Annotated in this window: 14 protein-coding genes; 3 read left to right on the forward strand and 11 right to left on the reverse strand. The window is 50.1% G+C overall.

The window, feature by feature from the left end:
- Window positions 1–6 precede the first annotated feature (6 nt).
- Both J2X75_RS21850 and J2X75_RS21855 read left to right on the forward strand, forming a co-directional pair.
- Window positions 7–2,586, forward strand: coding sequence for a UvrD-helicase domain-containing protein (locus J2X75_RS21850; protein WP_310340003.1), 2,580 nt, complete (start codon window positions 7–9; stop codon window positions 2,584–2,586).
- Between the two features lie 97 nt (window positions 2,587–2,683).
- Complete coding sequence (locus J2X75_RS21855; protein ID WP_124117824.1) at window positions 2,684–3,052, forward strand: hypothetical protein; 369 nt, start codon at window positions 2,684–2,686, stop codon at window positions 3,050–3,052.
- 88 nt (window positions 3,053–3,140) lie between these two features.
- On the opposite strand, the gene J2X75_RS21860 is transcribed toward J2X75_RS21855, so the two are convergent.
- Together J2X75_RS21860 and J2X75_RS21865 are read right to left on the reverse strand one after the other, a co-directional pair.
- Window positions 3,141–4,211 (reverse strand): Gfo/Idh/MocA family protein, encoded by a 1,071-nt coding sequence (locus tag J2X75_RS21860; protein WP_310340445.1) that lies wholly within the window; start codon window positions 4,209–4,211, stop codon window positions 3,141–3,143.
- A gap of 47 nt (window positions 4,212–4,258) precedes the next feature.
- A complete protein-coding gene (locus tag J2X75_RS21865) occupies window positions 4,259–4,735 on the reverse strand; it encodes a GNAT family N-acetyltransferase (protein ID WP_310340005.1) in 477 nt (158 codons plus the stop codon).
- Between the two features lie 249 nt (window positions 4,736–4,984).
- On the opposite strand from J2X75_RS21865, the gene J2X75_RS21870 reads away from it, so the two are divergent.
- Entirely contained in the window at window positions 4,985–6,055 is a 1,071-nt protein-coding gene (locus J2X75_RS21870) for a copper amine oxidase N-terminal domain-containing protein (RefSeq protein ID WP_310340007.1), read from the forward strand.
- A 467-nt stretch (window positions 6,056–6,522) separates the two neighbouring features.
- Here the strand turns inward: J2X75_RS21870 and J2X75_RS21875 are convergent, their stop codons facing one another.
- The 9 genes from J2X75_RS21875 to J2X75_RS21915 form a co-directional block, all read right to left on the reverse strand.
- Entirely contained in the window at window positions 6,523–6,924 is a 402-nt protein-coding gene (locus J2X75_RS21875; RefSeq protein ID WP_307540152.1) for a RidA family protein, read from the reverse strand.
- Window positions 6,925–7,157: 233 nt separating this feature from the next.
- On the reverse strand, window positions 7,158–8,126 hold the full coding sequence (locus J2X75_RS21880) for a M15 family metallopeptidase (protein WP_310340012.1): 969 nt from the start codon (window positions 8,124–8,126) through the stop codon (window positions 7,158–7,160).
- A gap of 400 nt (window positions 8,127–8,526) precedes the next feature.
- On the reverse strand, window positions 8,527–9,339 hold the full coding sequence (locus J2X75_RS21885; protein WP_310340014.1) for a hypothetical protein: 813 nt from the start codon (window positions 9,337–9,339) through the stop codon (window positions 8,527–8,529).
- Window positions 9,340–9,385: 46 nt separating this feature from the next.
- Window positions 9,386–12,589, reverse strand: a complete 3,204-nt coding sequence (locus tag J2X75_RS21890; protein WP_310340018.1) for a DEAD/DEAH box helicase — start codon at window positions 12,587–12,589, stop codon at window positions 9,386–9,388.
- Between the two features lie 366 nt (window positions 12,590–12,955).
- The gene (locus J2X75_RS21895) at window positions 12,956–13,387 is read right to left on the reverse strand and encodes a chemotaxis protein CheW (protein WP_017690859.1); all 432 of its coding nucleotides are present in this window, start codon (window positions 13,385–13,387) and stop codon (window positions 12,956–12,958) included.
- Window positions 13,388–13,999: 612 nt separating this feature from the next.
- Window positions 14,000–14,947, reverse strand: coding sequence for an aminopeptidase (locus J2X75_RS21900; protein ID WP_307540159.1), 948 nt, complete (start codon window positions 14,945–14,947; stop codon window positions 14,000–14,002).
- A 95-nt stretch (window positions 14,948–15,042) separates the two neighbouring features.
- Window positions 15,043–17,034 (reverse strand): alpha/beta fold hydrolase, encoded by a 1,992-nt coding sequence (locus J2X75_RS21905; protein ID WP_310340022.1) that lies wholly within the window; start codon window positions 17,032–17,034, stop codon window positions 15,043–15,045.
- Between the two features lie 60 nt (window positions 17,035–17,094).
- Entirely contained in the window at window positions 17,095–17,661 is a 567-nt protein-coding gene (locus tag J2X75_RS21910) for a TetR/AcrR family transcriptional regulator (RefSeq protein ID WP_036607516.1), read from the reverse strand.
- A 431-nt stretch (window positions 17,662–18,092) separates the two neighbouring features.
- Window positions 18,093–19,391: an ABC transporter substrate-binding protein gene (locus tag J2X75_RS21915; RefSeq protein WP_310340024.1), complete on the reverse strand. Its 1,299-nt coding sequence runs from the start codon at window positions 19,389–19,391 to the stop codon at window positions 18,093–18,095.
- Window positions 19,392–19,898: the final 507 nt, after the last annotated feature.

The following is a 19,898-nucleotide window of genomic DNA, read 5'->3' on the forward strand; positions in this document are numbered from 1 at the left end:
TGAAACATGTTAAGTCCGAACTCAACGTTCTACCCCCGTCCGCTCGGGGTTACCCCGGCGGCGTCCCTGCCCCAGTCCCCGTCTGCTCCGCTGGAGACCAGTCGGCAACTCGTGGGTAATGAGCAACAGGATGCCTTTTATTTTCGCTCTCTGGAAGAGGCAGGTATCAAGTTAAACGCACCACAAATCTCGGCAGTCCGTCACGGCAGAGGACCGATCCTGACGCTCGCCGGAGCCGGTTGTGGCAAAACAACTGTACTGGCCGCAAGAGCCGGCTACCTCATAGAGGTCAGTGGCGTACATGCAGGCAGTATCCTGCTGGTGACGTTCACGAACAAAGCCGCCACCGAGATGAAAGACCGGATCGCCGCATTGCCAGGTATACGCCCGGCAGCCGCGAGAGCCGTACAGGCTCGCACCTTTCACTCTTTTGCGCTGACATTACTGCGTCATTACGGTGTGCAGGAAGAGATCTTTGGTGAGTCGCGGGCTCAGCATACGGTGCTGAAGATGCTTCTTCGCCAAAATGGCATGAGTGAAGCCTTCCAGCCTGAAAGTCTGCTGGCCATGCTGTCCGCATGGAAGATGCAAGGATCGGAAACAACTGATCTGCCTGAAAAATCGCAGGAAGAACGCGATGCCAAGCGTGTTCTACTTGGTTACGAAGCCTGGAAGCAGGAGCGGGGCAAAATGGACTTTGACGATATTTTACTGCGCGCTGCCGCTCTGCTTCGTGACCCTGCTGTCCTGGGGCCGCTTCAGAAGCGTTTTCAGTACATTATGGTGGATGAGTTCCAGGATACCAATCATCTGCAATATGAGATTGTGCAAAAACTGGCTTCCGCCCACCGCAATCTGATGGTTGTGGGAGACGATGACCAGACGATCTATACCTTTAATGGCGCACGCCAGGAATCGATTTTGGAATTCGATAAAGTATACCCCGGTGCACGCATTGTGACGCTGGATATCAATTATCGTAGTGATGCACGTATTCTGGGACTCGGAAGTGAACTGGTCGCCCGCAATAAACGCAGACGTGACAAACGGCTGCGTGCTGCCGGAAACCGTGGAGATGCGCCTCGCTTCGCTACACCTTCCAATGCAGAGGAAGAAGCGGCGTGGGTTGTAAACCAGCTGTGTCAACAGGTTGAAGAAGGGCAGCACACCTATCGTGATATTGCGATTCTTCACCGGACAGCAAGCAGCAGCCGGGCTGTATTTGAGCAGCTTGTGTTGAAAGATGTACCTTTTGTACAGCATGGTGCTTCTCCGGTGTTCTATGACCAGTCTCTCATCAGACCCCTGATGGATCATTTGCGTCTGTCTCTTGATCCACGTGCCATGGATGCTCTCCCAAGTGCGCTGGGACCGCTCTATGTATCACGGGATGCAGGGCTCGAGTGGATTCAGCGCTGTGAACAACAACAGGCGAAGAAATATCCGCTCATTCATCTGGTGAAATGGGACAAGCTGAAACCGTTCCAGCAGGAACAGGTCAAAGAACGCATCAAGCTGATCAAATCACTGCACAAACTAAAACCCATCATCGCCATTCAGGAGATGCGCAGGCAGTTCTACGACAAGTATATGGAAAGTGGTGATCCCAGCATCTTCACCCATTATAAGGAAACGATGCTGGAAACCCTGGATGAATTTGAAGCTGCCGTCAAAAAATTCGAAACCGTGGAAGAGTTCATCCAATTCGCGGATGAACTCTCCCGCAGACACCGTGAGATGGAATCTCTGCGCCGCGCACAGGACAGTGACGCAGTACAGCTGATGACGATCCACCGGGCCAAAGGACTGGAGTTCCCTTGTGTGTACTGGATTGGAGCCAGTGAAGGCATTGTACCTCACAGTACAGCACTGCGCCAGGATATCCCTGAGGATCAGAAAGCCGCGCTTGCTATGCAGCAGACAGACGCCGAACTGGACATGGCGCTGGAGGAAGAACGCAGGCTCGCCTACGTTGCCATCACACGGGCCAAGCAGTACTTGTATGTCACTTCACCGGCGAGCCATCACGGAAAACCAGCGGATGTGTCCCGCTTCCTGCTTGAAGCCTTCGGCATGGAAGTTCCGGACAAACGTAAACCTCGTGAGGAGAGCCGGACGAGCGGTCAGACTTCATATGGTAAAGGTAATGGACAGTATGCCCGCTCGGGCTCGGGTGCCCGTTCCGAAGGTCGGGATGTGGCACAGCGTCGTGCCATCAGCCACAGTGACCGTCGAGACTTTGAGGTCCACAACGAACGTGATGAGGATCGCCTCGGTGAACGGCGTGGTAGTGGGGAGATTCGCAACCATAAGGCATTCAGCACCACGGGTGTGAGTCCGACAGCTGCGAATTCCTCAAGTTCACATTCGCACACTTCAGGTTCAGGTAATGCTGAGCGTACGGAGACCGTTGCGGTCTGGAAGTGCAGTTCATCCACCTGTAAAGCGTGGCTAAGACAGAAGCCGGCAGTGCCTTCAAAAGCAACCAAGAAGGTATCATCAGGCCCTCCCGCCTGTCCCCTGTGTTCAGGATCGATGGAGGCCGGTACCCGCCAGGTGCCCGTAACGGGGAGATTTGGGAAATAAACGAAACAGGATACCGTTATAGCTCGTTTCAGGGCGCTTTTTGCTGTTTATTAACAGTAGAAGCGTCTTTTTTCCATTTCAGAATGGGGGTTGGATTATGCAGGACGGCAAACAACATCTGTATGTATCGGTAACTCATAATCTTATTGAGCAAACCAAGAACGAATCTACACCCTTTGAGGTGTTGGTGGATGACGAACAGTTGGGCCGATTAAAAGACCTGATGAAGGTGCTGGAGGATGACGATGCCTATACATTGCAACGGGCGCCGGTACCCTACAAATCAGCAGACCACGATGAGGCAACAGAGCAATTTTCGGATGGCATGACCTTGCTGTATACCTTTCTGTATGACCATGGCACGCCGGATACCCGGCAGGCAATTGAGAGCATGAACGTGCTTCCAAGGCTGCAGGATACGGATTATGATGACCCTGGATACGAGAATTCACCACTGAACAAATGACCTGATGCCAAAAAGCATGCGTAACCGCAAATCACGCGGAAGACGCATGCTTTTGTTATATGAAGGACAACTGTCATGTAAAATCAACTCAATCCAGACGAATCTCCTGTCCTTTGTCAGCCGATTCGTAGATTCCGCACAGCATGCGTGTGGAAGCCACCCCATCTGCAATTGGGCTGATCGGCTCTGTACCGTTCAGACAACAATCCACAAAGTGGTCAATCTGGTTCTGGAATGCACTATGAATATGGAGACCCGTGTTGTCCGTCTGGGGTTCAATATTCAGGATGGTATTATTTTTCTCCGTGACGATCAGTGTCTCCGGCTCCAGTTCGAACCCACCACGCTCGCCGTATAATTTCACAGAAGACTCATCTCCGCGTGCATGAAGGGTAAAGCTCACATCCACCGCCAGCGAAGCCCCGTTTTCAAACCGAATGAGTGCATTCGCCATATCTTCCACGTCATTCACAGCTGCGCTGTAGTCGGCTGCTTTGTAAAAAGAAAGATGTTCGATATGGGCACGATTGCCCAGCTTCCGATACGTATTACCACTGACCGAAACAGGTTTCGGCCTGCCCATCAGATACCAGCATTGGTCGATAATATGTACGCCCAGATCAATCAGAGGACCTCCGCCGGACCGGCTTTTGTCAGCGAACCAGCCGCCTGGATTACCGTGTCGGCGCAGAATGGAAGCTTTGGCATAATACAGTTCACCAAACTCCCCGGCATCAATGAATCTGCGCATCATCTGCATATTGTTGTCATACCGACGCACAAATCCAACGATAAAGGTACGTCCGCTCTTCTTCACCGCCTCTTCAATCCGCAGTGCATCTTCCACATTGGTTGCCACCGGTTTCTCCAGCAACACATGCTTGCCTGCCTCCAGTGCAGCAATGGCAAATTCGGCGTGTGTATTGTTCCAGGTACAGATGCTGACAGCATCCACATGCGGGTCCTCCAGCATCTCCCGATAATCGGTATACACCGATTGGGCATCGTACTTCTGTGCCGCAGCCTTAGCCCGCTCTTCGTTCAGATCACAGATGGCATAGATGACGGCATCCTCATTTTTGGCGTAACACCTCATATGAAGATCCGATATTGATCCTGTACCGATCATTCCGATGTGTAACATTTGTTTCGTGCTCATCATCGTCCTCCCTTCCTTTTACACAACTTCCAACACATCATTATCGTCTAGTCTGCCCGCAGCATGCCTTCGTAAATACCCGGCGTTGAATTTTCGATCTTCACGGCACCCAGCGTCCGGGCATAGAAATCCACAGGTCCCGCTGATCCGATAATCGCATATCCGTACCCATCCGCCTTCATCGCATGCATACAGGCCAGTAACAGGGCTGTGCCTACACCTTTGCCCCGTGCATCTTGGCTCACGCCTGTCGGTCCAAAGAAGTTCCTGCATGTCGCTTCGTAACAGGCAAATCCGATCATTTTTCCATGCTCAACGGCAATATAACAGGACACGGGCTGACGTGCAAAAGCGACCTCACATTCATCCACCCAAGCCTGGCTAAAATGTGACCTCACCCAATCCAGTACAAGCTGTTTCTCTGGGGCAATGGCTCTTCGAATCACAATGGAAGATTCCTCCAGTTCTCTCAGTCCACTCTCTTGCTCCGGTAAACGATAGAGCGCTACTAACATATCACTCATCTAATCGGTTCCTCCTCGTACTTGAATGTGAAATAGGACAACGGTTTGGCCACCTACCTGAAATTAACCTGATCCTGCTGCGGATAACCTGCAATACAAGCGATATTTCAAATCTTAACTAACATACCGCTTAGATTCATTGCGTGCCAACTGCAACACTGAGACGATATGTCCCGTCTATTAACTTGAAGCGTGGCCCTAAGGAAGATTTTACCGCGACATTACAAAGATTAGAAGGGATGAATATTGATGAATAACAACATGAAAAAAGTAAGTGCGCTGATGGCCCTATCCATGGCATTGGGTGGTGGAGCCGCTTATGCAGCAACACTGGACAACACACAACCAGTCCATCAAACATCCTTTTCAGCAGATAGTAACGCAGCTGATGCAGTAAACGTATCCGTGAATGGTGCATCCATCTCCGATGGTTATTGGAACAAGGATGGCAAAGTAGCCATGATTCCACTGCGTGATCTTACCGAAGCACTGGGTATTGAACTGAAATGGCATAAAGAAAATAAAACCGCAGAGCTGACGCGAGGTGCTCTCTGGACACAGGTAATCACAGGCAAGGATCAATATTCCGTGAATAAAATGCTGCTCACGCTGGGTACAGCGCCCGAAATCACAGGCGGCAAATTGTACGTACCGGTTTCTTTTGCTGAGAAAGCACTGCATGGACAAGTGAACACAACAGGAAATCAGGTGACGATCTCCAGTGAAGAGGACGTGAAGACGGTTACTGAACGTGGTGTCATTACCAGAATTTCGAACCAGGATAAATATAAGTCCATCCAGATTGGCGGTGCAGGGTTGGATGGCATTGTGCTCAATCTGAGCGATGAGACAAAATTCATCTCCGTTGAGGGAAAAGAGATTGCACTGACTGATCTGGCCATCGGCATGAACGTGGAAGCTGAGCATTCCCTGATCACTACCCGCAGTCTGCCACCACAAACGCCTACCTATACAGTCACTGTACTGGATGCGGCTACAGCATCTGAGGCACAACCTAAAGAGGTACTGGGGACAGCGGGTACAATTGAAAATGTAACAACAGCTGAAGGCAGCATCTCACAGATTGAGATCACAGGTACACGATTAACTGAAACCGCTCCTGACCATGTCGTGCTGAATATCGCTAAAGATACGCTGCTCGTGAATCACGAAGGCGAAACAGTAAAGGCCGAAGAACTGACTAAAGGAACTAAAGTGATCGGTTTTTACAGCCCTATGCTAACTCGCAGTTTGCCTCCAATCGGAACGGCATGGAAAGTGGTTGTTGAAACACCAGCAGCACAACCGGAAGCGAAATAAATCGATTAGAAATGCGACTGGCTGAAACACATGTTATATGTTGTTGCAGACGACCATTTGCATCGCTTAGCGCGGGGTCATGAGTGTGTGGAGCATCATAATGACCAGCCATCCGCATGTAGCTCCTGGCGCGCGGGGTCATGAGTTTGGCGCATCAAGAGCTCAGCCGTGCGGCCAGGCGGCGAAGTCAATTCAAAATAACCTTATCCGCTTGTCTTCTGACAAGCACGGTAAGGTTATTTTTTTGGGTTTGTTGGTTTTTAGTTTTTTAGATCGTGTCTTCAAACTTGCTCCAAAGCGAAGCGTACCTGAAACTTGTCCGGAGCAGACACGTGCGATGTGCGCTGCATACGAAATACGTTGCATACTGAATGTAAGAGCAAGCGGTGTTAACGCTAACGAATCTTGGGCGTCTTATTCAAGGATTTGAGGCACCCGCCGAAATCTAAGGAATCTCACCGTCAGAATCAACCGGCTCGGGTTTCATCTTCAACGATCGCTTCCACTTCAATCTCAACCATCAACAAGGGATCAATGAGTGCGCTAACTTCAACCATGGTGGCTACAGGCTGGATCTGTCCAAAAAATTCACCGTGTGCCTTGCCAACTTCCTCCCATCTGGAGATATCGGTCACAAACATCCGGGTTCTCACCACATGCGACATGTCAGCCCCCAGTTCTTTCAGTGCATTCTCGATCGTCTGCAAAACGAACCTTGTCTGTGCATACGGATCACCTGCCCCAACAACTACACCATCTTGCATCGCGGTTGTACCCGCCACTTCAATTCGGTTCCCTACCCGGATAGCACGGCAATATCCCACCAACGGTTCCCATGGGGAGCCGGTAAAAACCTGCTGTCTGCTCATTCTCTCGTCCCTCGCTTTGGTTGTATTTGTCTCTTCAGATTAAACATGAATTATATCAGTCCCCCATCATCTCAGACAATGGAATGAAGTTTAATTCTATCTTAACTCCATTAACATTATTGCACAGAAAAAAAATCCCCTGAATGATTGCCCATTGGTTAGATCAAGGACGGTTCATTCGGGGATTTATGAGAATTAGTACTTTTCTTTTTCTTTAAGGATGAAACATTAAATTACAACTTGATATTAGCCTCATCGAAGTATTCTTCCAGAGTTAACCCACTCTTCGCCACATCCGGTGCCAAATCTGTACCGATGTACCGGATATGCCAAGGCTCATAGACGTACCCTGTGGTATCTTCTTCACCTTGCAGATAACGGATGACATATCCGTATTCTGCAGCGTGTTCAGCCAACCACTGGCCTTCCTTCGATGTGCCAAATACCTCTTCCAACACATTGCCCACACTCGGGCTGGATACATCAATGGCAAGACCGGTCTGATGTTCGCTTCGGCCTGGAACAGAGCTCACGCGATCCGTGTATTCTTGACCTTTGGTTTTGACATTATTGTTATAGATGGATACCTGTCGCTGATATGAACGATAACCGGACACCGCACGAAGCTCAATGCCATCCGCTTTTGCACCTGCAAACAACTTCTCCAGTGCCTCCGCTGCTTCCTTGCGCATATGCCGCTTCTCGTGTGGTTCGTCGAAGGAGAACGGTACATTCGGCTCTACCAGATCGTTCGGCTCGTACCCGTCAGGCAGACTCCGTTGCTTGTTCACAATGACGGTCATAGACTCGGCATTGGTCACCACGGATTGTGCATCAATCGTCGTTTGCAGTGCGCTGATACTGCGTTTCTCCAGCAATGGATCTTCCGCTGTCGCACCATTCCCATTGTCCGAAGAGCCCTGCCCTTCGCCCGCTGAAGCATTCCCAGACTCGCTATTCGTGCCTTCACCTCTGTTGCCAGAAGATGATGTGTCATCCCCGCCAGCATTGTCGCCATCCGTTCCTTTATCCTCCGTAAAATGAACCGTTGTGCTGTCTGACTCTTGTTGTGTGTTACCTGCTCCATTCGGATCCTGGCTCTCCTCTGTGCCATTCTGGCAAGCGGTAAGCAGTGCCCCGCATATCATCAATGAGGACAGCATAACCACGATGCGGCGCTGTCTTCCTGTAGTTGATTTCATGTAAAAACTCCTATCGCAATAATATAAATGTTATATAGTTGTCTGCGTGCAGTGTTCCCTGCGACAGTATACCTTAATTGGGAGCGAAGCTCCACCGGTAAAGACGTCTTTTAGAAGAGATCCGAATGAACATATACGGGCTGTACAGCCTGTATGATCGTTTTTTGGACTTTTAGAGCAACATCCCCGTGCTGTACACAATAAAAGTGAAATGGGAATATGCCTTCATATATCCAATACGCAAACAAGTGATTATACCGAGATGCACTTTACTAATGGCATTGTTGGATAAAGACAAAATTCATCTTGTACTGGGAAATGAATTAAATCGAATAATGCAACATGCTGCAAAAAAAAACAAGCAGGGTGATCTGAGATCTCCCCCGCTCTGATGGGTGCATCATTTGGTTGCCGGGCTGTCCGTCTTCTTCTGGACAGCCTGCCACATCCGCGCGGCTACACGCTCGCGGATCAAATCCAGCCCTGCGGTGGCCGGCACGCCCGGCAGCAGCGCCGTCAGCTCAGGCAAGGCCGGCGGCTTGCCCGGCCGCGTAAGGCGCACCTCAACGGCGCCAAAGCCCGGCCCCGGCTGGTGCATGGCGCCGTCCGCGGCGGCCTCGGCGATCCACTCGCCGACGGCCGCGCCGCCTTCGCCGCCCCGCACTTGCGGGCGGCCAGCCGTTTCCGCTGCGCGGCCGGGGCCGCTGGGATCATGGGCGAGTTCCTCCGCCCATGCCCCCAGCACGCCGGCGAGAAGTGCTTCGCGCGGCAGGCCGGCATGCGCCAGCTGCAGCAGCGGCTCGGCCGCGAGGCGCGCGGCTACGGCGCCCTCAGCGGCCGCGGCATGCGCGCAGCCTGGGCGACCGCAGGTGCACGCCACGGACGCGCTGGCCGTGGCTGCGCCTGGCGAGCCCTCGTGCGCTTGCGCAGCCGGCAGCAGCCCCGCGAGCTCCTCGGACGCCGGGCCGCCGCGCAGCAAGGCGTACAGCGTCAGCGGGCGCTCGCGCAGCTGAGCCAGCACAGCCTCGCGCTGGGCTTCGCTCAGTCGCGCCGGCGTTCCCGTGACCGTGAACATGCCTGCGGCTGATCCGGTCGTGCTCTCAGCAGCGGAAGCGGAAACGGAAACTTCCTGGTCCGCTTCCGCCGCTGTATTTACTTCTGCTGTCCATCCACCGGGGGACATATGCAGCTCGATCTTCCATTTTTCGCTCACAATAATCCCCCTTTCTCAACATCTATATTCCTCTGAATGTTCAAGGTCACAGCCAAGTCTCACCCTGAAGAGAGATCAGACCACGCAGCTCATCATCCGACATCTCAGTCAGCCAGTTCTCACCCGAACCAACGACCTGCTCGGAGAGAGCCTTCTTGCTTTCGATCAGCTCATCAATCCGTTCCTCCAGTGTTCCCTGACAGATCAACTTATGCACCTGCACGTTGCGATTCTGTCCGATTCGGAATACACGGTCCGTCGCCTGATTCTCAACCGCGGGATTCCACCACCGATCATAGTGAACGACATGACTCGCCCGTGTCAGATTCAGACCCACACCTCCGGCACGAAGAGATAGAACAAACATGGACGGCCCCTCGCCTTTTTGGAAAGTCTCCACCATCTCATCCCTTTGCGCCTTCGACACACCACCGTGCAGGAAATAAGGCTCTTCTTCATATCGCTGTTTCAACCTCGACACCAACAAATCTCCCATGGCAACATACTGCGTGAAGATCAGGGCAGATTCCCCGTTATCACGGATGGCGTCCAGCAGTTCAAGCAATCGTTCCATCTTACCGGATGCCTCAGCCTTGCCGTGGTCTTTCCGATTGCTGTCCGCCAGCACCGGATGATCACAGATCTGCTTGAGCTTGGTCAGGGAGGACAGAACAATCCCCTTCCGGGCAATGCCATTTCTGCCGTCCAGACCACCCATCAGATCATCCACCACACGTTGGTACAACACCGTCTGCTCTGGCGTCAGAGAACAATAGGATTTCAGTTCAAGCTTCTCTGGCAGATCCTTGCGAATATCCGGATCACTTTTCAGCCTGCGCAGCATGAATGGAGATACCAGTCGATGAAGCTCACGCAAGGATGCTGCATTTTCTTCGGATGGCCCCAGTCCCGTATACCGCTGGCGGAACGATGAAGCTGTTCCCAAATACCCCGGATTGAGAAACTGGAAAATCGACCAAAGTTCGCTCAGTCGGTTCTCTACAGGTGTTCCCGTCATCGCAATACGATGAAGTGTAGACAAACGCATCACACTTTGCGCTTGCTTGGTACGGTAGTTCTTAATATATTGTGCCTCATCCAGCACAATGGTGGACCAGTGCAATGAAGCCAGATCCGGGCCATCTCTGCCTGCCAAATGATAGGTTGTCAGTACAATGTCGTGCGTCTGTGCTTCAGCCTGAAACTCATTCCCGTGCAACCGTTGTCCGCCATGATGAATATATAGCGACAGATCCGGGGCAAACCGCTTCAGTTCACGCTGCCAGTTTCCAAGCAACGAGGTAGGACACACAATAAGTGCAGGCAAATGATCAGGCTGCCCATTCGTATGCTGATCCGCCGGGAAAGAATCATCGGATCCATCCAGCATTTCATACTCACGTGCTTCCCCTTCAGCCGCCTGGCGTTCTTCGTGTTTGCGATCCAGCAGACAGGTAATGACCTGAATGGTCTTCCCAAGTCCCATATCATCCGCTAGACATACGCCAAAGCCCAGATCACGCATCGCGGATAACCATTGGAAACCTCGTTCCTGGTAAGGTCTTAGTTCACCATGCAATTCTGCCGGAACCTGACGAGGCTCAATGCTGCGAAGCACCTGTCCATCGAGCAGGAAAGCAAGCATCCCATCAGATTCGGCACCAAAGACGGAGAGGCCCTTCCATGCGGAATCCTCCCCTTCATCCGCTGCCAGATGCAGCCATTCGGAGAGAGGCATATATTGTTCTTCTTCTTTTTTCATATAACGCAGGACTTGGCGAATCTCTTTTGTATCCACTTCAATCCATTCACCACGGAACATGACATACGGAACTGTGGATTCAGCCAGTGCTGCCAGTTCCTCCGCCGTGACCGGTTTACCATCCAGCATAGGCTCTGCTTTGAAAGCAACCAATTGTTCCATGCCCAGTGCCGATGTGGCTCCAGGCAAACGCTCTGTTCCCCGATTCAACATCTGCAGACGTAGTCCCGCACGACGTTTCCCGGCACGACTCCACCTTGAAGGCATGAGAACGGTTATCCCTGCCTTCTGCAAACGTGGAACCGCATGCGTGAGAAATTCAAAGAAACCCTGCTGCTCCAGCTTAATTTCCTCCGGACGAGCGGTAAGCAGCGCCGTCTCCAGTTCAGGTGCCATTTCTGCTGCTTGCCCGAGTGCCATCAATAATTGCTCTGCCGCCGAGGTATACAACACCTTCCCTCGGTCCAGATCTCGCTCTGGATGTGCCCAGATAGTCCGTGCAGGCAACCTCAGGCTTGGTTCCTGCTCACTGTCCACCCAAAAGCTGATTCCCCAGATCGTTTCATGTTCGCCCAGTGGAGGCTCCAAGCGGAGCACCAGCTTCAATTGGCCTTCAGCAGGTGCCATCTCTTCTGCTCCCACGATTGGCATTGACGTTCCACCAACTTCTTGCAGCGTATGAATAAACGCTGTCATATCGTCCGTCGGCCCTTGCACAGTCACAGGACGGAACATCGAGATCAGACTGTTCCACCAGAGTTCGGCTACTGGCGAAGATCCGCGTCGATATGGGGTGCGGTAACGGGACAGTTCACTGTCCATACCCTCCAGTTCACTTGTCACTACAGCATGAATCATGCCACTCATGAATGAAAATAATACCGCAGCCCCTGCTTCTTCACGCGTTTCCGGTTCCAATGAAGCATAAGCTCCAGGAGCAGCCAATCCAATCGGAGGCATCGCTTCAGCAAGATCGCGGAAGCGTTCGATGTCCTCCTCCTGCTGCAAGCGTGGCCGCCATACGCCTGTTAATGTCTCTTGCCCGGTCCGTCGCCGTGCTCCGGTCTTTGCTGCGAATTCAGCCGATGGAGCAATCGCTCCCCGCAACAGCAGCTCCTGTGTGAACTGCGCTGCTTTGATCCAGTAACGCATCTCTTCTCCAACCTGAATTCCGGCTGCATTTAGCAAACGGTCATCCCATTGAAGCAGCAACCTGAAGGCATCCTTAGGCGAGACTGCCAATCCTTCCAATGTGCGCCCCAGCAGCTGACGCCGCTTCGTGTTCTTGGCTTCAGCCGTGTTCCTCAGCGGATTCGGCCAGCGCAGCTCCGCAAGACGCAGAGCGGCAGGCTGAAACAGACGACCCCCGTCGCCAAAATTCAACCTTCTTACCACGTGGCTCCATGCATCCACACGCGGTTCCGATGTTTCACCGGAAAAACAAAAAAATACGTCACCAAGCCATACTCCATACAGCGATTGCATCATTAAAGTCTCCCGTCATCCCTTCGCATTGTTACTCTCCATCATATACGAAAATGACCGGATTTAAAAACCTTTGCCCATAAAAAGTGGTTATTTCGAGGGTTAGGGCTTGTCTCAAACTCGCTGAAGTGCATCTTTTACCCCCTTTTCGCCCCCTGCTGCGTCACTTTCCCTTGACGTGCCCCGGCACGCCTGCGGAAAACTTTCTTGCTTGGAACGAAAATTCGGCAAAATCTGCTTCCTTCGGAGTTTTCAGACACGCCCTAGTTGCACAAAAAAATGTCCCTTCTCCCGAAAAGCGGATGAGGAACATTTGGGTAAACCGAAGGATAATACTGAATATTGAAAGAATTACGGATCGTTATACTACTATGATCTGATCAAGCTGCCCAGTAATACATCCAGGTTCAAAATGCCTGCACGATGATCTTCACAGAACCCGATTTTGTCAAAAACGCCAAGCATGAAACGGCGGTGTTCCTCAGCAGGTTCCTCGAAACGATCGTAACTTACGACAGAATCGACCATATCTACGATCAGCGGTACAAATCCACCTTTGTAAGGCACCACAATAATACGTGTAGAAGAAGTATCCTCCTGGTCCGGCATGCCTAACAATACACGAAGACTCACAACCGAAACGACCTTACCGTACAGCGAAGCAAAGCCTCTGATCTCCGGGCTTCCAAACGGGACCGTTGTCACCTGCACCATTCTGATGATCTCATGAACTTCATCAATTCGTAGTGCAAAGATCTGGTCTCCTACCGAAAAATTAATATATTGCATTCCCTCGTCCATAGTTATCCCCATACCCTCTCATTCCGTATAATCAGACTACTTTCGTCTCATTAGATGTTACTTTGGTGTATCGGTTATTTTTGATCAAATGTTTAGGCTTCAGAACAATTTTGCCAACTTCAACAGACGTTGCATTACGGTTGCTGTCTCCGCTCTGCTCATTTGCCCTATTGTGGAGGGTGGTGGAAGTCAGTCGTTTTAGTATTGAGCGTAAGTAACCTGACATTGGATTGAAAAATGATATTCAAAAAAAGACCAAAGATCAGCTTTATGCCGATTTTCGGTCTTTTTTATCCCCATATATTATGGATCTGTTTCTATGTTTTCAAATACTTGGAATAAAAAAGCGATATTCCTGTGGATAACTTGTTTTATTACTCCAAAACGACTGTTTTATCGGATGAAAACACGAGTTATACCTGATTTGTGGATAAGTTGTGCACATATTGCACACATGCTGTGGATATCTTTGGCGTTTCATGTGGATATTCATTAATTTAATGTGGACATGTTGTGTATTTGTTTGTAAATCTGACGTAAAATCTGAATTTCCGCTTCAGTTATCCATTACTGTGGACACGTTGTGGACATGCCCAATTTCCTTCGCTGTAGTTATTCGACCAATTCACCCTGACGCATGATCAGCTTGTCATCGATGTACACGTCCGGCTTTTGTACAACTGCATCAATATGAACACCCGCGGCAATCGTTCCACCAAATGTGTTATTGCTGCCAAAGGCCACATGAATTGTGCCGTACACCTTCTCATCTTCCAGCACCACACCCGTGATTCGTGCCTTGTTATTGGTACCGATCCCGAATTCGCCGAGAAAACGACCATCGCCCTCACCAAGCGTTTCCAGTAATTGAGCCCCATCTGGTCCTTCAGCTGACACCAACCGTCCTTCACTAACGGTCAATAGCATGGGTTCACGGAGTGCCCCAATTCCAGCAACGGAACCATCTACAATAATACTGCCCTCGCCCTTGCCCTCGACGGGAGCAATATAGGCTTCTCCTGACGGCAAGTTACCCGATTCACCAGGGTTCAAATACATACCTGTGCTTGGTACACCGTTACGATCTTCAATGGAAAAGGAAAGACTATGGCCCTGCTTCTCTATTCGCACATGGCGACCTGCGGTTAATAGAGCCGTTACCTTCTCGGTCAACGCCTTTACTTGCGAATATTCAGCTGTAATGGCTCCGTTCACAAACATATCCTCTGTCATGCCGGGCATTGTTGCCACTCGGGTACCAGAGGCAGCGGCTTTTTTGCGTGCCTGGGTATGTGTTAATGAATATCGCGTTACACACACGGCTACATCTGCTCGAATCATGGCCTCTGCAATCGGCGCAGGCGGCTCCTCTCCAGATCTGCTGCGTTCCTTCATGATTAACAGGACCGACTCTGCACCAAGTGCTTTGCCTGCCTCATAGATGGATTCAGCCAAATCCCGTTTCATATCGTCTGCGACAACTACCAGATTCTCTCCGCTGCGCAGTCCGAGACATTCGGTTAGCACATTTTTACTGATTTCCACACGTTGCTGACTCATACATTCATCTCTCCTATCTTTGGTTAATCCTCTTCGTAACTCGACTTGACCCTTTCGACAATTGGTACGGGATTCCTGCATATCCAAACCTCAACTCACCTCAAGGTATCTGCCCATTCAGTGAGGATTGCAGCTGTTTCCTTATACTGAAACGTCGGAAAGTAATGTCCATAGGGTACATCTATCCGTTTGACCTGTGAGTTCATATCCTGGGGAAAGTAATATTCCCGGTCTTGATTGGCCCATACAACTAATACATTCTTGGCATAATGCTGACTTTCCATTTTCGCCCACAACGTTGATCTGGCGCCTTTCCTCTGACCCGAGTGGATCCAGCGCAACAAGTCTGCATGCGCTCCTGCGATGCGAGGGGACTGGAGACTGGAGCGTATTCTCTTGCCCATGGTATCGGCCATAACACTGCTGTCGCCTACGCCGCTAAATGAACTGAACATTTGAATCCAACTTTTCTCCGATCTGCCACGCAGCAGGGAGCGCATCACCCCTCTTGGCAAACGGGAAATCCCTCTTAGCACATTCGGATTCGAATTGTTGGCAACTGGCTGAAGCAAACCTAACCGAATGTCTGTCCGCCCGCTACGCATCTGTGCCGCAGCTGCAATAGCAGCCCCTATTGAATGACCAACCAGCTTCACCGGACCCTCAAACTCACCAAGAGCCGTAAGCAGTGCATCCACCTGACCTTCAAACGCTTCATCTCCCTGATGTACAGGAGACCGTCCAAATCCAGCGAGATCGATTAACCATACCGGGTTCCCGGTCCGTTCCCTAAGCTGTTGTCCCAAAGGTAACATCTCATCCGCAGATTGAAGCAAACCATGTACAATAATCCAAGGCTCTCCCTCACCCTCCCAACCAAGCATAACCATATTTCCGCTCCGTGACCGAGTATAATCTGTCGGAAAACCCTCAGGTAACGGCGTATACCGCAGACGATAGTCCAGATCGGCTGTAACCAGCGGAAGCTGTTCCCGGATGTCCGGCCAGTTTTGCCCCATACGTGTGAACAGTGCCTCCGTCTCTTCAACCGGGAATGACCTGTTGGTAATAAAAGCAACCGACTCCGCTGGAACACCACTGATGCGTGAACCACCTGATCTCATGATCCATTGAATCCATGGTAGTGGCACAGCCCCTTTGGGCTTGGGTACGTCCAATTGCTGTGCCAAGAGTTGCAGCAGTTCCTTCATATTGGGACTGTCTTCCCTCCGCGCCAATAATGGATAAGTTCCTCCGACTGGAGCAGCTTCCCTGGATAGAAAAACAAGCGTCTGTGCAACAATGTCATTCTCCACAAGCGGTAACCAATAGGATGAACCTCCCGGCACTACTGGCATAAGTCCTTTCTGAATCGCCTGAATGAGCAGTCCAATCCCACCCGTTTGCTCGGTTTCACCGGTGGGACGTGGCCCAACCACTGTACTCGGATTTACAACGGATAAGGGATAGTGATGCTGTTCTGCATGCTCGCGAATATGCAGATCGGCATGAAACTTCATCTCTTCATATGCACTTTCATTGTTATCCACATGCTCAACCTTTAGATAATCCCCCTGTTCATTCCGCTCTCCATAAGGACTCATATAACCAACAACGTGGATAAAGTGTCTCAATCCATGAGTACAGTGGATTTCCTGTGCTAGCTGTGCCAGTTCTCTGGCCCCGTTCATGAATATCTGCTCAGCTACTTTTCGTTCCAAAGTGACGTCCATCGTTCCACCCGCATGAATGATCACATTTGCTTCAAGAGCACGCTCCCGGTCCGCCGCGGTAAGTCCAAGACCCGACTTGGACAAATCACCTGTAATAAAGGTAATCCGGTCGAAATCCTTCACTCCATAAGCCTTCAGCACAGTTCTGGCTCGCTGTTCCGAACGAACCAACAAGAGCAATTGTACGTCTCCCTGCGTGAGTTGTTTGACCGTTTCTTTGCCGATAAAACCTGTACTTCCTGTCATAAAAATGGTCGTGTCTGCAATATCAGACTTGCTCATTACCTGATTCATGTTTGTTGAATGTGCTGCTGCGTTTTCCTCATTGGATACACGGTTAGTATGTACAATCATTCTATTACGGCTCCCTTTAGTACTATATAGTACTAGTTATATTCAAAAAAAGAGCTTCGATTAACGAAGCATCTGACAAAACGTACGTGCCGATTGTTCTATAATCCCAACATCGCGGGCAGTTCCCGCTAGGATTAGTGAACCTTCCAGTGCTGCAATAAACAACAACGCAGCCGGTCCCGGTTCGATTTCTTTGCGAAATTCACCGCGATCCAAACCTTGCTGAAACAACTTCTCCACCATAGGTCTAAGCTCACGAAAGAATCTGGATATGCTTTCCTTCACTTGGGGTGCACTGTCCGGCGTCTGCATATATAACGTAACAAAAGGACAGCTCCCTTCGTAATTTCGGCCCTCAATGCCTGCCGACAGTAATGCCATGAATGAGTATATACGCTCCTCCACTCCTCGCTCACGCTGACTGAGCAGCAGATACAGCTCCGACTCATACTGGGCAATCCAGTATTGTACCACGGCCTGGAGCAGTTCCTCCTTGTTTTTAAAATGATAATAAATATTCGACTTGGATACCCCACTCACTCGCACGACTTCATCCATGCTGACGTAGCTGTACCCCTGACGCAGAAATAATTGTGCCGCCACTTCAACTGCCTTGGTCCGGTTCACCGGATTGGAACTCTTGGATTTGGCGGGTCCCGTGTTCATTTTTTGATTTGTCATATTTAGAACTATACAGTACTAGTTAGTTGAAAACAAGTATTTCTGTTAACAAATGAGGACCTCCCACTCCATCTACTCCTTACTTGTCCACATTTAGAGGGTTATACACACAGGATGTCCACATATAGTATAAACTCTGTGTTAAATACGTCATGGGATCGTTAAACTGCTTTGGGGTTATCCACATTTCAGGGATATTACTAACTTTGAACTTTTCAGTGCGCTATTGGCTCCTCGGAAAAACCAAAACAGACCAACCAGAATAAAATTTCTGGTTGGCCTGTTTCAATTATCTTATATATTCGATAGACTAACTTTTCTATCCGAAAATTTCTGAACAGTTTTTGGTAACCTGTGGATACCGTCCATGATCCGGATTATTTTTTCAGACTATCCCAGTTCTGTTGCAATGCATCGAGCAATCCGGCTTTATCCGATTTGCCTGCAACGTAAGCCTGAATGGTGCTGCCATACTCTTGTGGAACCCCTTCAGGGAAACGGTTGAAGTTCCAGCTGAGTGTTTTATTTTCCTGGCTATACTTCATGATCTCTGTGGCGAGGTCACCCAGATCCTCTTCGGATGCCGTGATGGAACTGAATGCCGGGATGAATTTGAATTCTTTTGTCATGTATTGTTTCCCGATATCCGAAGTTACGAGCCATTCCAAAAACTCTTTTGCTTCCGGTTTCACTTGAGAGTTCTTGTTCACAACCCAATAGTTCGGCACACCGACAAACAATTTGTCATTTGGTTCATTATTAATTGGCATTGGCAGGATACCCAGATTCAGATCCGGATCAATTCCATCGATCTGTACTTGAGTCCAGTTTCCTTGTTGCATCATCGCTGCTTCTCCACTCGCAAACAACGTAACTTGCGTATTGTAGTCGGTTGTCAGAGGGTTTTTGTTGCTGTATTTCAACGTTAAGTCGAGCAAGTTGATCCAGTCGGCGAACACTTGGTTGCCAGGAATTTTCTCCGTACTTTCGTTGAGTCCTTGGATGAATTTCACCGGATCTGCCTGATTTGCAAATGCCACGTTTACATTATGATTGCCCAGCACCCACCACTCCTGATACCCGTTAGAGAATGGGATAATGCCTGCGGCCTGAAGTTTCTGTGCAGCTTGATCCAATTGTTCCAGTGTCGTTGGAATTTCGGTAATACCTGCTTTTTGGAAGAGGTCTTTGTTATAAATGAAACCATAACCCTCCAATGCGAGCGGCTGTCCGTAGAGTTTGCCGTCTTTGGTCATTGGCTCTTTGGCTACTTCGAGCGCATCCTTGGCCCATGATTCTCCAGACAGATCTTCCAGATATTCAAGCCATGTATCCAATTCGCGATAACCACCTACGTTGAAAATGTCCGGTTGTTCGCCAGCGGCAAACTTGGCTTTCAATGCAGCACCGTAGTCACTGCCGCCACCTACAGTCTGAATGTCAAGTTTGACGCCTGGATGGGAGGATTCATATTCCGCTTTGAGACGATTGAGCGCTTCCGCAATTTCGACTTTGAATTGGAATATTTTAATGGTTTTATCTCCAGCAGCAGCCTCACCACCACCTTGAGCATCCGTGTTGACCGGACTGCCACTCTTATCTCCATTGCCACAACCCGCGAGCATTACCGAAAAAGCAATCAGCATAAGCAACGTCAACTTTGTCATTCTTTTCATACATACACTCTCCCTATAGTAGTTTCAGTATAACAGTTCCACTAATGAATATTTACACTGGCACTCCGATGACAGAATAACCTTCCCTTGAAGCGTGTTTTCATTCTAACGAACCGAGCGCACGTTATTTCGTCGATTTGGTCGAATTTTAAGGCTCAGACGCCGCTTTACACCCGAATAACGTTACTGAGGTTCGTTAAAATTTGTATTCCTTGATTATCCACCTATTAAGATGCGATGGATTCGTTAGCGCTTTGGACAGGGCCCATACCATCACTTCACTCTGCAGAAGAAATTTCTGGCTATACAAGCTTCTTTCTTGGTCATTTCTCTTTATTGCTCTTTTCGCCAGGAGTCATGCCCAAGCTATGCGGGCATGACTCCCCTTTGCACACCTCCGTGCGAGGTGGGAGCAAAGGGATCAAGAATGCGTTGCAGGAGCGGAGCGTTCGCCTTTGATACTCGGTGGCTTCCTTGCCCTAATCCATTCAGGCCACCGAGGAGCAA

Origin of the sequence: Paenibacillus sp. 2003, from assembly GCF_031455635.1 — a bacterium.
In the GTDB taxonomy this organism is placed as follows: Bacteria; Bacillota; Bacilli; order Paenibacillales; family Paenibacillaceae; genus Paenibacillus; species Paenibacillus amylolyticus_B.

What these genes read in the sequence shown, in the direction of transcription:
- J2X75_RS21850 (WP_310340003.1), top strand. Translation starts at nt 7, where the DNA reads ATGTTAAGTCCGAACTCAACGTTCTACCCCCGTCCGCTCGGGGTTACC.
- J2X75_RS21855 (WP_124117824.1), top strand. Translation starts at nt 2,684, where the DNA reads ATGCAGGACGGCAAACAACATCTGTATGTATCGGTAACTCATAATCTT.
- J2X75_RS21860 (WP_310340445.1), bottom strand. Translation starts at nt 4,211, where the DNA reads ATGAGCACGAAACAAATGTTACACATCGGAATGATCGGTACAGGATCA.
- J2X75_RS21865 (WP_310340005.1), bottom strand. Translation starts at nt 4,735, where the DNA reads ATGAGTGATATGTTAGTAGCGCTCTATCGTTTACCGGAGCAAGAGAGT.
- J2X75_RS21870 (WP_310340007.1), top strand. Translation starts at nt 4,985, where the DNA reads ATGAATAACAACATGAAAAAAGTAAGTGCGCTGATGGCCCTATCCATG.
- J2X75_RS21875 (WP_307540152.1), bottom strand. Translation starts at nt 6,924, where the DNA reads ATGAGCAGACAGCAGGTTTTTACCGGCTCCCCATGGGAACCGTTGGTG.
- J2X75_RS21880 (WP_310340012.1), bottom strand. Translation starts at nt 8,126, where the DNA reads ATGAAATCAACTACAGGAAGACAGCGCCGCATCGTGGTTATGCTGTCC.
- J2X75_RS21890 (WP_310340018.1), bottom strand. Translation starts at nt 12,589, where the DNA reads ATGATGCAATCGCTGTATGGAGTATGGCTTGGTGACGTATTTTTTTGT.
- J2X75_RS21895 (WP_017690859.1), bottom strand. Translation starts at nt 13,387, where the DNA reads ATGGACGAGGGAATGCAATATATTAATTTTTCGGTAGGAGACCAGATC.
- J2X75_RS21900 (WP_307540159.1), bottom strand. Translation starts at nt 14,947, where the DNA reads ATGAGTCAGCAACGTGTGGAAATCAGTAAAAATGTGCTAACCGAATGT.
- J2X75_RS21905 (WP_310340022.1), bottom strand. Translation starts at nt 17,034, where the DNA reads ATGATTGTACATACTAACCGTGTATCCAATGAGGAAAACGCAGCAGCA.
- J2X75_RS21915 (WP_310340024.1), bottom strand. Translation starts at nt 19,391, where the DNA reads ATGAAAAGAATGACAAAGTTGACGTTGCTTATGCTGATTGCTTTTTCG.